Origin of the sequence: Streptomyces sp. HUAS ZL42, from assembly GCF_040782645.1 — a bacterium.
Lineage (GTDB): Bacteria > Actinomycetota > Actinomycetes > Streptomycetales > Streptomycetaceae > Streptomyces.
The window spans coordinates 546,293-559,977 of sequence record NZ_CP160403.1 but is presented as its reverse complement, the minus strand read 5'-3'; the positions used below and the strand labels follow the sequence as shown (position 1 = coordinate 559,977).

Below are 13,685 nucleotides of genomic sequence, written 5' to 3'. Positions count from 1 at the left end.
CTCGGGCGCAGACCGACTGCGGCCATCGCCGTGCCCGGACTCTCAGGGCATGGGCCCCGCACGAGCGGCGGGGCCCATAGGGTCAGCAGGTCGAATTGGTCTGCGTGAGGAGGCCGAGCCGCCACGGGAGGAGGTTGTAGTCGCCGCCCGCGTTGGGGTTCATGCCCTGGTAGAGGTACTGGAGCCGGCAGGAGGGGATGGTGAGTGTCTGGTCGTAGCCGGTTCGGATCATCTCGCCGTGGCTGATGTCCCTGGTCCAGGCCCCCGAGGGGAAGGTGACGTTGTTGGCGCGGGCGAACGGATTGCTCTCGGACGCGGCCAAGGGCGTCCAGGAGCCGGCGAGGCTGCCGGCGGTCCAGGAACGGAAGTAGCGTCGGCCGTCCGATCCGATCGCCTCGACGAGCAGCAGGTACTGGTTGCCGCCCTGCACCTTGTAGACGTTGCTCGCTTCGAACAGGGCGTACTTGTTGGAGTCCTGTAGCGCGATGACGGTGTTCGTGAAGCCGCCCGGGAACTGGCCGACGGTCGTCTGCGAGCGGTACAGGTGGCCGTTGTCGTCGGAGGAGAACAGGTAGCAGTTGGCGCTGTCGCAGATCACCCACATGTCGACCCAGTAGCCGCCTCCGATGTTCTGCCGGATGATGTCGGGCATCGACGAGTAGAAGTTCCGCGGGGCGCTCCACCCGTTCGGGTTGCTGATGTCGGGGTTGGTGGAGTACGAGGCGTTGCCGGTCTGGTAGACGAGGTACCACAGGCGCTGCGGCGCGTAGTAGAAGACCTGCGGCGCGGCCCGGTAGCCGGCGCCGATGGCGCTGCGGTCCAGATAGTGGTGCGTGGCCGAGCCGGCCTGGGACCAGTCACTGAAGTTCAGGTACACCAGGTTGTAGCCGGAGGAACTGGCCACGCTGGCGAACACATGGTACTTGCCGTTGTAGTGGACGACCGTCGGATCCTTGATCCCGGCGATGTTGTGGGTGGCGTCCGGTTTCGGTGCGATCAGCGGGCCGCTGGAACTCCAGGAGAAGCGGGAGGGCAGAGCGGCGGCGGACCGGGTCGACAGGGCGGTGGCTTTCTGTGTCGCGGCCGTGCCGCCCAGCGCCGACAGCGTCGCGTTGTACGCCGGCTTCTTGTTGCCGCCCCGGTCGAACAGCAGAGGGTTCTCCCCACTGCGCCAGGAGTCGCTGTCGCGGATGCCCCAGACGGTGATACCGGTACAGCGCGCCACGTTCATGCAGGCCCGGACCGTGTTCGCGTACGCCGTCGGAGAGGCCTGGGCGATGTCGAGCTCGGTGATCTGGACGTCCACGCCGAGCGCGGCGAAGTTCGCCAGTGTCGTCTGGAAGCCGGCCGGTGGGCCACCGGTGCCGAAGTGGGCCTGGAATCCGACGCAGTCGATGGGCACTCCGCGCGCCTTGAAGTCGCGCACCATGCGGTAGACGCCCTGGGTCTTGGCGGCGCTCCAGTTCTCGATGTTGTAGTCGTTGTAGCAGAGCTTGGTCCCCGAGTCGGCGGCCCGCGCGGTGCGGAAGGCCTGCTCGATGAAGCCGTCGCCCAGCAGATTCTGGAACACCGACGGGCGGTGCTGGCCGCTGCCGCCGTCCGCGAAAGCCTCGTTGACCACGTCCCAGGCGAAGACCTTGCCCTTGTAGTGGTTCATCACGCTGGTGATGTGGTTGTTCATCACGCTGCGCAGGGTGTTCGCGTCCCTGATGGAGCTGACCCAGCCGGGCAGTTGGGAGTGCCAGACCAGGGTGTGGCCGCGCATGCGCTGCCCGCGTGCCGTGGCACGGTTCACGATCTGGTCCGCGGGGCCGAAGTTGAACGAGCCGCGGGAGGGCTCGGTCGTGTCCCACTTCATCTCGTTCTCGGGAGTGACCGAGTTGAACTCGCGGTCCAGGATCGTGGTGTACGTGCCGTCGCCGAGCCTTCCGGCGGCCACGGCGGTTCCGAAGTACCGTCCGGACTGGGCCGCTTGGGCGCCAAGAGTGGAGGCCTTGACGGCGTCGGGCGCCCCGGTCGCGGTCCCGGGCGTCACCAGGGCGGCCGCGGCCAGGAGGGACAACACCGAGGCTCGACGACGGCCGAGTCGTTTCAGCGGGTTCATGGTTCTCCTCGTGCGGGGGGTGGGGGGTTGGGTGTGCGATCCTCCGATCGTTCAGGGGGCGACGACATGCCTTGATAAGGGCATGACATATCCATGACTGTCGTTCTCCTTGGGCCGCCCCGGCCGTTGCGGCTTGGCGTTCACGCGGGACTTCCCTGCGTTCGTTCGTGCGGCGCGGAGGGGCCGGATCGATCCCACAGTTCGTCATGTCGAACAGGGATCGGCTTGTCGGGCATCCTGGATGATAGAAGGTCGGTGGATCCCGTCAATACCCCTCGCATGATTCGCGAGCTGTATCGAAACATTCGAGATCTGGTGGACTCAGGCTGTCACAGGTCCACTGTCCGAATGTCGCAGATCGGCATGGCTTTGTTCCGTCGCCGAGGTCGAGCGGCGGAGCCCGGGTGCCGGAGGGTGTTGACATGTTGGGACGCCTCAATAGGCTCAGTGAGCGCCCCAACTTTCCGAATGGCCATCGAAATTGCGACCGTTGAGGCCCCGTGGAGTGTCATGAACCTGGCACCTTGCTTCGCGCGCTACCCGCCCATGGCGCCCTGTCGGAAAAGGAGCCCCCGGTGCCCAGACGATCAGGCAGGCGACTGCTCCACTTCTTCGCGGCCGTCGCGATGACGGTCACCGCCACCGTCACGGCCTCTGCCCACTCCACCGCTTCCGCAGCGCCCGGCAGTCCGGCACTCGTTCCACCGTTGGGCTGGAACAGCTGGAACAGCTTCGGGTGCGGGATCACCGAGGCCCAGGTGCGCCAGGCCGCCGACGCGATGGTGTCCTCCGGCATGCGCGACGCCGGCTACCGGTACGTGGTGGTCGACGACTGCTGGTTCGACCCGCAGAGCGACGCGGCAGGCAACCTGCGGGCCAACCCGACCAAGTTTCCCGGCGGGATGAAGGCGCTCGGGGACTACATCCACGGCAAGGGCCTGAAGTTCGGCATCTACCAGGTGCCGGGCGACCGCACCTGCGCGCAGACCAGCGGCGCCTATCCCGGGTCGACGGGGAGCAGGGGACACGAAGCCCAGGACGCCGCAGTGTTCGCCTCGTGGGGCGTCGACCACCTCAAGGTACAGGCCGTCGGCCAGCGCCCAGTCGACCACCTGCTTGACGCGCTCATGAACGTGGCGTCGATGGTGTAGGGGGCGGTGGCGGACTGGTGGTCCGTCCAGGTCACCGGGATGCGGACGCTGCGGTAGCCCTGCGCGCGGATGGTGTCGAACAGGTCCTTGGTGACCTTCGGGTTGCCCCAGGACGTCTCGTCCGGGATCGCGTCCAGGGTGTTGCCCAGGTTCCAGCTGGGCTGCATCGCGGCGACGGCGTCCATGGCCCGGGCCGGAACTCTGACCGTCGACTGTGCCGGTTCCGCCTTGCCGTCCGGCGCGGCGATCGCGGGGCCGGCGGACAGTCCCAGGATGACGAGCAGCGCCATCAGCAGGCCGGCCAGGCGCCCGGGGCCGCGGCAGCGGTGGCGCGCGGTTTGCCGTATGTCTCTCATGTTCTTTCCTCTCGTTCGGTCGTGCGTTTCGGTCGTGCCTTTCGGTCGGTCGTACGGTTGATCCGATCCGTGGCGGGCAGCGATCGGGTGTCGCTGCCCGCCACGCCGGCCGGCACGGCTCGACTGGGTGATGTGTGCCGTGACGTCCTCGGCGTCAGCCGTCGAGGGGCTCGTAGTCGAACCAGTCGAAGTGGACGGTGCCTGCCGTGGCGTACATACCGATGACCCGGCCGGTGAAGCCGCCCGCTACCTCCGTCGACAGGTAACGACCGTCGAGGGTCGCGAGCTCGGTGAACGTTCCGTCCGGGGCTTCGATGCCCAGAAAGACGACGTCGGGTCCGGTGGAGGGTCCGTGCGGTGACGGCGGGTCAGTGATGGTGACGGCAAGGACCACGGGCCCGGCGGGCACGGACCGGGCCGCCACGACCGTGCGCAGGGAGCCGACGCGCGCGATCACCCGCACCTCCGTGCCGTCCGCCTCGATCGCGTAGTGGTGCCGCTCGTCCAGCCGGACGGCGAGGCCGCCGCGTCCCTGCTCCGGGTCGACCAGGGTGCGTGCGCGGCAGGTGAGGTGCTGCTGGCGGCGGCCGGTGAACACCACGTCGGGCTCGTCCAGGGAGCCGCCGCGCGCGCGGAGCGTCAGCCATCCGGGGCGCTCCTTGGTGGTGCAGAGCTCGGCGGGGCGGTCCCGCACGGAGATCCAGGCCGGCCCGAGTTCGTTGAGCTCGAAGTCGTCGCGCCGTTCCTCGGCGGGGGCGGGGGAGATCGGCCAGGGGAGCCCGGACAGGTCCAAGGCGACCTCGCCGACGACCGGCCAGCCGTCCTCCCAGGTCACGGGAGCCAGGAAGGTCTCCCGGCCGAGCACGTGCCAGCCGGGCGTGCCGCCGCGCGGCCGCACCCCGAGCAGGACCATCCACCACGAGCCGTCGGGGCCCTGGACCAGGTCCGCGTGGCCGGTGTTCTGAACGGGGTGGTCGGTGCCGCGGTGGGTGAGGATCGGGTTGGCCGGGTGCGGCTCGAACGGGCCGGTCGGTGTACGGCCGCGGGCGATCGACACGCCGTGGCCGCGCTCGGTGCCGCCCTCGGCGATGAGCAGGTACCAGTGGTCGCCGATCCGGTACAGGTGCGGTGCCTCCGGAGCCTTCGCGCCGGGGCCCCCGGACCAGAGCCTGTGGGGTGTGCCGTACGTCTGTCCGGTGGCCGGGTCGATACGGACCTGCGACACCCCGGCGACGGTGCACCAGCACGTGCCGTCCTCGTCCCAGGCGAGGTCGGGATCGATACCGGGCACGCCTGGCGCCGGGATCGGATCCGACCACGGTCCGGCCGGGTCGGTTGCCGTGACGATCAGGTTGCCGCCGCCCTCGCTGCAGTTGGTGACGATCAGCCAGAAGCGTCCGTCGTGATGGCGCAGGGTGGGGGCGTAGATGCCGCCCGAGGACGGCATGGAGGCCGGCAGACGCAACTGCTCAGGGCGGTCCAGGACGTTGCCGATCTGCCGCCAGTGCACCAGGTCACGGCTGTGGAAGAGGGGTACTCCGGGGAAGTACTCGAAGCTGGAGCAGGCGAGGTAGTAGTCGTCGCCGACCCGGCAGATGCTGGGGTCGGGGTGGAAGCCGGGGATCACGGGGTTGGCGAACGTGCTGTCCGCCCGAAGCTGGTGGGGCACCCGATGGGGTCCTCTCGTCGAGTCGTGGTGCTGGGGTGGCGTGGTTCAGGGAGCGTCGGGGGCCGTGGGGGTGATGCGCAGCAGGACGGCGGACGGTGCGGTGGGCAGGGTCAGGCTCAGCTCGGCCGAGTCGGGTGCCCAGGCGGGAAGTGCCCGGCCGGTCGACGGGTGGAGCAGGTCGACACGGGCGGCGGTGTCTCGCAGATGGGGCAGGCGAAGCGTTGCCGTGGTGTCGGCTCCGGGGCGGCGCCAGGCGGTGAGGTAGGTGGTGGCGGGAGTGCGCAGGGCCAGGGCGATCCAGGTGTCGTCCCAGGAGGGAAGGCCGAGTGGCCAGGACGGCACGGCGTGTGGCAGGTAGGCGCGGATGGCCTGTACGCCGCCACCCCTTCGTGGACCAGGGCGTGGGCCTCCGGCTCGAGTTCGGGAATGCGGCCGGAGAGCTGGATCCGGCCGAGGAGCGCGTTGGCCATGGTGAAGGCCACCTCGTCGAGGGTGTCCTCCGGCTGGGGGTATGCCCAGACGGCACCCTGTTCGGGAGTGGCGGCGGTCGGTGATACTGCGTGCCGTCATGAGGTTTCCTTGGGTACGGAGAGACGAGTGATTCTCTGACGGGATGTCAGGACTGGTTGGAACACGCCCAGTTCCTCGTAGACGGTCACCATGAGGGTGCTGCTGGGTTGACGAGGCTTCTGCGGTTCAACTCGTGACTCATGGCGGCGGACCATTCTCGGCAGCTGTCGAAGCGCTTCACCTCGCAGGCGAAGGTAACGGAGAAGTTTCGTTCGAAACAAGGGCTCCTACGCCAGGGAACTTTCTCTCCTCTGGCTCGTTGAGAGCCTCCCAGGGGCGATGATGCTGTCGATGCGCTTCGACACCCCGCCTTCATCGTCGAGCGAGCGCAGGTTGGCTTCCGGGATTCATTCGCAGTGCACCGGCGTTCACGCCGGTGGTGAAGCGAATCTGAAGCCGGCGACGCGGAGCGTCGCCGAATCGTTCCGGCGGAGCTGGATCCGCCTGATCCGTCCTCAGCCTGTCACTGGCTGGTGTTAGCGTCCGGATCGTGCAGCAGGGCAGGCGTTTCCCACCGCGGCAGTACTGTCGAAGACGCTGGTCACCGAGGCGAAGAAGAGCGTTGAGCGGCACTGGTTGGGCGAGGTGTCGGTGGTGGTGCAGCAGCAGTCACTGCGGGACGCGGAGAGCGCCTACCGAAACTTCTTCACCTCCTTGAGGGGGCGCCCAAAGGAACACGGGTAGGGGCGCCCCGCTTCTCGGAGCGGCTCCTGACGAACAGCCGACTGAATCGGCAGTCGCCGCCCCGACGTCCGGTGAAAGGAGATACGCGCCTGGGCGGCGCGATCAGTGCCGGGCGAACTGGACCTGGGTCGGTTGCACGACGTTCGCCCGTAGGGCGATCCCGCTGACGGTCAGCTGTTCCCCGTAGATGTCCGTGATTCTGATCGTGCTGCCGCACCCACTCCCGTCGGCGGATATGAAGTAGTTGTAAGAGGTGCGGGGCAACTGCCGCCAGCCGCTCCCGGTGCGGACCTCCAGCCGCGCCACCGGATTGCGATGGCCGATCGCCTGGATGCCGCACCAGTAGGGGCTGGACCCGGTCTTGTACCTGATGGACACCGTCTGGGACGTGCTGGGGCTGACCAGGCTCCAGGTGATCGGGATCCGGCCGACCTTGAGGTCGGCGAGTTTGGCGAAGGCCTGTTGGCTGAGGTCGATTTGCCCGGGTGCGCAGGGCAGGGGGCACTCGTTGGTGATCCGTACCGTGATGGAGGCGCCGTTCGCCGCGCGGACGCGGACGTACGCGCCGCACGCCCTGGACGTCTCGTAGTCGGTGGTGTTCATCGCCGCGATCATCATGTCGTCGCTCGGGCCGAACAGGCAGGCGCCGTCTCCGTCGGCGGCCTCGTAGGCGGTGGCGACCCCTGTGTAGGTGGTCCCGGGCCGTATCCGCCCTGCCGACGATGCCGTGGTCGACTTCGTTCGCGTGGCCCGCGGGGTGGACGCGGCCGACGGTCGTTTCGACGGAGTGCTTGCGGAAGCCGTCGGCGTCGGCGAGCCCGTCGCGGTCGGGGTGCCCGTGGGACTCGGGGTTCCTGTCGGGGGTGTAGCCCTCGTCGGGGTGCCGGTGGCGGGAGCGAGCGCGACCGAGGCCCCATCGGTCTCGTGATCGGGGAGCAGCGCCATGACCAGGGCGGCGACGACCCCCGCGGCGGCGATCGCCACCGTAGTGCCCACCATCAGTCTGTGTCTGCGCCTGCGCTGCCGCGCGGCCTGCCTTGCTGTCTTCATGCCTGTCCGTTCGGATGATCGAGTCGACGGTGCACTGTTGAGTGACCACAGGAAGCGCAAAGGTTGCCGACATTTTTTTTTCGGCTTGTCGACGAGGAGCGGTCCCACCCCCGAGGCACGTCCATTCCGTCGCCTCATCTTGGTTGTATCAGTCGCCCATCGATGACTCATCGACCTCGATACGACACTGCCGCATGACCGACGGGCGGTTGTGCCTTCCGTTCCCTAGCGTCGCTGCGATCACTGTCAGCCGGCACTCCAGCCTGGGGGAACTTTGCGCAGAGGAGTGAAAGCAGCATGTGCGGCCACGGCCGCGACGACAGTGGCGGCGGCCCTGGTCACAGGACTGACCGGTCAGGCGACGCTCGCGCCGCTGCGGGTGCCGACCGCCGTCAATTACACGGGGAAAGCCACCGGCACGGACCGCGTCACCCTCGTCACCGGTGACCGTGTCATCGTCGATGCCAAGGGCCAAGTCGTCGGTATGGAGCGGGCCAAGGGGCGCGAGCGGGTGCCCGTGCAGATACGGAAGAAGGGCCACACCCTCGTCATACCGACGGACGCGGCCCGGATGATCGCGAGCGGCAGCCTCGACCAGCGGCTGTTCGACTTCACCGAGCTCAACAAGCCGGCCAACCGCAGGAACCAGCGGGATGGCATGAAGGTCCTCGTCGGCTACAAGGGCAGCGCACGCACCCTGAAGGCCGCGGTCCGGGGCACGGGTATGGTCCACCGGACCTTCAAGTCCCTGGACATGGACCTCCTCCAGGCGCCCACCAAGGACACGTCGAAGCTGTGGGACACCCTCACCAACGGTGACGCCCTCGCCTCGGGCATCTCCCATGTCTGGTTCGACGGCGTCCGCAAGGCCAGCCTCGACAAGTCCGTGCCGCAGATCGGCGCGCCCGCGGCCTGGGCCAAGGGCTACGACGGCAAGGGTGTCAAGGTCGCCGTCCTGGACACCGGCCTCGACAGCACTCACCCGGACCTCAAGGGCCAGGTGATCGCATCCAAGAACTTCAGCTCGGCCACCACCACGAATGACGTGCAGAGCCACGGCACGCACGTCGCGTCCACCGTCTCCGGAACCGGCGCCAAGTCCGGAGGCAAGTACAAGGGTGTCGCCCCCGGAGCGAAGCTCCTCATCGGCAAGGTTCTCGCCGACAACGGCGAAGGTGACGACGCCGGAATCATATCCCGGGGGAGAGGCGCTGTGGGATCTGCGCCTGAGCGCGTACGACGGGCCGGAGATCCGCCTGGCGATGCTGACCGGCGATCTCGTCGATCGCCGGGACGTCAGCGTGTTTCCGGCCGTCCGATGCGTGGGTCCCGGCGGAGGGCTGTCGCTGCGGCCCCAACTGACACGTGATCACGACCTGGTGCTCAGAACCGCCGATACGGTGCCGGGCGGACCGCAGAGCGGCGCCTCCTTGGTTCGCCCGTGGTGAGGAGCCGACACGGACGGGAGCGTGACGGCGGCTGCGGCGGCGCACGAGGTGTACGCCGCCGCAGCCGGTCCTGCGGCCCGAGGAGTCAGACGGCCGTGAAGGACCACAGCAGGTTGGTGCTGCTGTTGTACGTCCACTGCTTGGTGACGGAGCCGGAGGCGACGTTTCCGCCGCCGTCGAGGACCAGGCCGGTGGTGCGGTTGGCGATCGAGTAGCGATCGCCGCCCCGGTGGACGATCTTCCACTGCTGGTTGGTGCCGCCGTTCCAGGGGGCCTGTCGGGCCGGAGAGCCGTTGTCGGTGGCGCCCCAGCTGTCGGCGACCATGCCGTTCGTCCGGTTGACCAGCCGGTAGTAGCCGCCTCCGACCGGCTCCGCCTGCCACTGCAGGTTGTTGCTGCCGTTCCAGGTCCACTGCTTGAGGTTGGACCCGGAGGGGACGCTGCCGCCGCTGTCCAGGACGAGTCCGTTGGTGGCGTTGGTGATCCGGAAGTAGGTCGTCGGGTTGAACTGGACCCTCAGCGAGGCGATCTGGTCGTTGTTGCCGGTGACCCGCAGGTCGGGGTTCTCGGCGGTGAACGTCCAGGAGGTGCCGCTGAAGTTGTCCCCGGAGTAGCCGATCACCTGGTAGCCGGCGGCCGGCCGGAGGGAGGAGATGCTGCCCGCGCCCAGCCCGGCCGAGGTGAGGTCGGCCGTGGTGTAGTCACCGACGTTGAGTACGGCCGAGTTGCCGCTGTAGTTGACGTCCGTGGAGGCGAGGGTACCGGCGAGCGGCCGCAGGCCCGGGATCGTGCCGGCGAAAGAGAGCTTCAGGACGTAGGCGTTGGCGCTGTACGGCGCCGAGGACGGCAGGGTGACCGTGAGGCCGGAGGAGTTCTGGGCCGGTGTGGGCAGGTCGATGGAGGTGCCGGCGGTGGAGCCGAGGAGCTTCACCGAGGTGAGCGACGAGAGGTTGATCCGGTCCGAGCTGAGCGTCTTGATCGTCAGCGAGCTTCCGGGCCAGCCGAGGACGGTGGCGTACAGGACGTTGTTCGCCTTGTTGCGGGTGAAGCGGATGTCCTGCGCGGTGCCGGCATGCGGGGTGGTGAACGCGCCGCCACCCATCTTCGTCGGGCCCTCGCCGTACGCCGTCCAGGCGCGGGTCGAGTACACCGACTCACCGAAGCGCTTCAGGTGGTCGCCGATGCCCAGCAGGATGTCCTTCTGTGCCTGGGGGATGGTGCCGTCGGCCATCGGCGCGATGTTCAGCAGCATGTTGCCGTTCTTGCTGACCCGGTCGATGAACGAGTGCAGCATCTGCTGGACGGTGTAGTAGCCGATGCCCTGGGTGTAGCACCAGCTGCTGCTGGAGATGCTGTCGTCGGTCAGCCAGTACGGCGTGGTGAGGTCGGCCGGGCCGCCGCGCTCGTAGTCGAAGACCTCGCCCTTGCCGTTCATGCCGTCCTTGTAGGTGGCGACGACCTCACGGCCCCAGCTGTTGGCCTGGTTGTAGTAGTACGAAAGGAAGTTCAGGCGCTGTGTTTCGTCGACTGCGTCCATCCTGAAGTCCTGCCACAGGATGTCGGGTTGGGTACGGTCGATGACCTCCTTGAGCTTGTCGAACCAGAGCTGGTTCTCCGCGGCCGAGCCCAACTGCCCGTAGAGCTTCTTGAGGCTGGGGTCCGTCTGGGCGGGGACGAACTCGTAGAAGCCGTTGAAGTGGTACGCGTGGTGCATGGCCACCAGCAGCTTGAGGCCCTTGGCGCGGATGGCTGTGGAGAACAGCTGCAGCAGGTCCAGCCCGGGGCCCTTCTTCACCGAGTTCCACTCGTTGACCTGGCTGTCCCACATCGAGAAGCCGTCATGGTGCTCGGCGACCGGGCCGGCGAACCTGGCGCCGGAGTCGACGAACAGCTGCACCCACTCGTCGGGGTCGAAGTTCCCGCCGGCCGACTTCAGCTTCGGCGCGAACTTCACGAAGTTGCCCGCCAGGTCCTGCGCTCCGTTGATGAAGTTGTGGTATGGCCATGCCGACGGCTGGCCGTAGGTTGCGATGTGGTGCTGGTTGGCGTTTCCGCCCGCCTGGTACATGCTCCGCGGGTACCACTCGTTCTCGTACGCGGGCACGCTGAAGACGCCCCAGTGGAAGTAGATGCCGAACTTCGCGTCCTGGAACCACTCCGGGGCCGGCGGGTGCTGGTCCACCGAGTTCCAGTCGGGCGTGTACGTGCTGGGCGCCGCCTGGGCGATGCCGGCACTGAACACACCTCCGGCGACGGCCGCCGCGGCCACGCAGGTGGCGCCGGCCAGGAAGTGGCGTCTGTTGATCGAACTCGACATGAAGACATCCCAGGTTCAGAAGGCGGTCGGGGAACGCAGTGGGACGCGTCAGCGTGGTTGCTGCGCAGGGGGAGCCGTTTGTTACGCATGAAGGTCCGTCATGTCTCCCCGGGATGTCAACCGGTGTGCAGGGATGAAAAGCGGTGTACCGCTAGCCAATTTGCCCAGTTTGCTTGCTGTTTGATGCGCATTGCGCTCCGTCAAACGTGGCATGTCTGACGCAATCTCGTGGTGTGGTCGAGTCATCGAGCGGCGAGGATCGATGGGATGGACCCAGGGGTCCCAAAGGCTGGACGGCGAGCCGGGAGCACCTCTATAAACATCCCATCTCTACCGTGCGGCGGCACACGGATGTCGTCGAGGCGAAACAGCTCCCGCCAGGGACGAGCGCGAGGAGGCATCGATGAGACTGAGAACTGCCCTCTGTTCAGCCGTCTCCGCCATGTCCGCACTGGCGCTGCTCAGTGCGTGCAGCGGCTCCGGCAGCGCGGCGTCGTCCGACAGCAAGCCTCTGGGAGAAGAGAGGACGTGGTTGACCGTCGCGCGCTCGTAGTAATCGAGAACCTCGGCGTCCGGGTGTTCGAGGAACAGAGCGCGGCTCAACTTGAGCATGTTGTAGGTGTTGCAGGTCTCGGGGCCCTCGGGCGACTGGAGCGTGGAGCTGAAGTCGTCGCGGGTCGCGGGCGACCTCGCCCAGCCGCTGGTAGCCGACGACTTTCGCGATCTGGGTGTTGGCGTGCATCGCCTCAACAGCCCTGGGACGCTTGTGGTTAAGGCCTTAATCACTCAACCTACCCAGCGACGGCGGCCGGGACGGCCGGCATCCCTCGCGACCTCGCCGGTGGGGACGCGAGTACGTCACATGAACAAGAGGGGAAGCGGTGGAGGCGACGATTTCGCAGGTGCGGCACAGCACCATACCTCCGGTCGTTGCGGCGCGGTGGGCGCTGTGGACGTTTGTCATCGTCAACTTGGCGATCGTCGAGGTCTTGTTCCTCGCCGCCGGGACCGGCCAGAACGGGGTGCTCACGGTCGCCAAGTTCTTCGGCCTGCACGCCGCCGTGCTGATGCTGTTCCAGCTGCTGCTGGTGGCCCGGCTGCCGTGGCTCGACCGCCGTATCGGCATGGACCGGTTGACGGTGTGGCACCGGTGGGTCGGCTTCACCCTGTTGTGGACCATCCTCACCCACGCCGTGCTGGTGGTGCTGGGCTTCGCCAGGCTCGATAACGCGTCGATGACGAAGACGTTCCTCGCGCTGGCCGGAGTGCCGGCCTCCCTGCTCGGGATGGGGGCCGCGGCGGTCGTCGTCGTGGTCGCCGCGGTCTCCGCCCGCTACGTGAGGCGGCGGCTGCGGTACGAGACCTGGCACGGCCTGCACCTGCTGCTGTACCTGGCGTTGGGGCTGTCGTTCGTCCACCAGTTGCAGGAGACGACGACCTTCACCTCTTCCGCGCCCGCGAAAATCTACTGGTGGGCCCTGTGGCTGTTCGCGTTCGGTGCCCTGGTCACGGGCCGGATCGTGATGCCTCTGTGGCGCAACGCCTACCACCGATTTGAAGTCACCGCGGTGGTCCCGGAGTCGGACGACGTGGTGTCGGTACACGTCACCGGCCGCCACCTCGACAGGCTGCCGGCCCGGGCCGGCCAGTTCTGCATCTGGCGGTTCCCCGGGCACAACCACTGGTGGCTGGCGAACCCGTTCTCGCTGTCGGCGGCACCCGACGGTCGAACCCTGCGCCTGACCGCCAAGGCTGTCGGCAGCGCCAGCGCCGGCCTGCGGGACGTCCCGGTCGGGAGCCGCGCGTTCGTCGAGGGGCCGTACGGGGCATTCACCTCGTTGCATCGCACGCGGCCCGGAGCACTGCTGATCGCCGGAGGAGTGGGAATCACGCCGGTTCGAGCCCTGCTGGAGGAGGAACCGGCCGGCGACATCGTCGTGCTCTACCGGGTGCGCAGCGACAACGACGCCGTGCTGGTCGACGAGGTACGAACCCTGGTCGCGGAGCACGGTGGGCAGTTGCACCTGCTCACCGGCCGCACGGGGGAGGGGAACCCGCCGTTCGAGCCGAACAGTCTCCGTGCCCTGGTTCCCGATGTAACCGAACGCGACGTGTACGTCTGCGGCCCGCCCTCGATGACCTCGGCCGTGCTCAGCGCCCTGCGCGGGCTGAAGGTCCCCAACCAGCAAGTGCACGCCGAGCGGTTCGGTCTGGCCTGAGCCCCGCCTGCGTCGGTGCGAGGCTTGGCCACGTATCTGCTCAAGGTCACGAGGCTGCATGCAGAGTGTTCAGCGCCTGCATGCAGCCGCTCAACTTCCGCGTCCCGTGGTTGGCCG

Annotated in this window: 7 protein-coding genes and 3 pseudogenes; 3 read left to right on the top strand and 7 right to left on the bottom strand. The window is 67.8% G+C overall.

The annotated features are described in order from the left end of the window. Positions 1-82: 82 nt before the first annotated feature. Positions 83-2,104, bottom strand: a complete 2,022-nt coding sequence (locus ABZO29_RS02710; RefSeq protein ID WP_367318496.1) for a non-reducing end alpha-L-arabinofuranosidase family hydrolase — start codon at positions 2,102-2,104, stop codon at positions 83-85. A 575-nt stretch (positions 2,105-2,679) separates the two neighbouring features. On the opposite strand from ABZO29_RS02710, the pseudogene ABZO29_RS02705 reads away from it, so the two are divergent. Further along, positions 2,680-3,183 (top strand): annotated as a pseudogene (locus ABZO29_RS02705) (glycoside hydrolase family 27 protein); the annotation flags it as partial. Here the strand turns inward: ABZO29_RS02705 and ABZO29_RS02700 are convergent. The 4 genes and pseudogenes from ABZO29_RS02700 to ABZO29_RS02685 form a co-directional block, all read right to left on the bottom strand. Continuing rightward, a pseudogene (locus ABZO29_RS02700) lies at positions 3,181-3,611 on the bottom strand (glycoside hydrolase family 5 protein); the annotation flags it as partial. The pseudogenes ABZO29_RS02705 and ABZO29_RS02700 sit on opposite strands and share 3 nt — an antisense overlap. 154 nt (positions 3,612-3,765) lie before the next feature. Then, positions 3,766-5,280 carry a glycoside hydrolase family 43 protein gene (locus ABZO29_RS02695; protein ID WP_367318495.1) on the bottom strand — a complete coding sequence of 505 codons (1,515 nt, stop codon included), beginning with the start codon at positions 5,278-5,280 and terminating at the stop codon, positions 3,766-3,768. 45 nt (positions 5,281-5,325) lie between these two features. Further along, entirely contained in the window at positions 5,326-5,622 is a 297-nt protein-coding gene (locus ABZO29_RS02690; protein ID WP_367318494.1) for a hypothetical protein, read from the bottom strand. Between the two features lie 1,014 nt (positions 5,623-6,636). After that, positions 6,637-7,533 (bottom strand): expansin EXLX1 family cellulose-binding protein, encoded by an 897-nt coding sequence (locus tag ABZO29_RS02685; RefSeq protein ID WP_367318493.1) that lies wholly within the window; start codon positions 7,531-7,533, stop codon positions 6,637-6,639. Positions 7,534-7,858: 325 nt separating this feature from the next. Between ABZO29_RS02685 and ABZO29_RS02680 the strand changes: the two are divergent. Next, a pseudogene (locus ABZO29_RS02680) lies at positions 7,859-8,782 on the top strand (S8 family serine peptidase); the annotation flags it as partial. 335 nt (positions 8,783-9,117) lie between these two features. Here the strand turns inward: ABZO29_RS02680 and ABZO29_RS02675 are convergent. Then, on the bottom strand, positions 9,118-11,349 hold the full coding sequence (locus ABZO29_RS02675) for an alpha-L-fucosidase (protein WP_367318492.1): 2,232 nt from the start codon (positions 11,347-11,349) through the stop codon (positions 9,118-9,120). A 330-nt stretch (positions 11,350-11,679) separates the two neighbouring features. Further along, positions 11,680-12,135 (bottom strand): beta-L-arabinofuranosidase domain-containing protein, encoded by a 456-nt coding sequence (locus tag ABZO29_RS02670; protein ID WP_367318491.1) that lies wholly within the window; start codon positions 12,133-12,135, stop codon positions 11,680-11,682. Positions 12,136-12,251: 116 nt separating this feature from the next. On the opposite strand from ABZO29_RS02670, the gene ABZO29_RS02665 reads away from it, so the two are divergent. Further along, positions 12,252-13,568, top strand: coding sequence for a ferric reductase-like transmembrane domain-containing protein (locus tag ABZO29_RS02665; RefSeq protein ID WP_367318490.1), 1,317 nt, complete (start codon positions 12,252-12,254; stop codon positions 13,566-13,568). Positions 13,569-13,685: the final 117 nt, after the last annotated feature.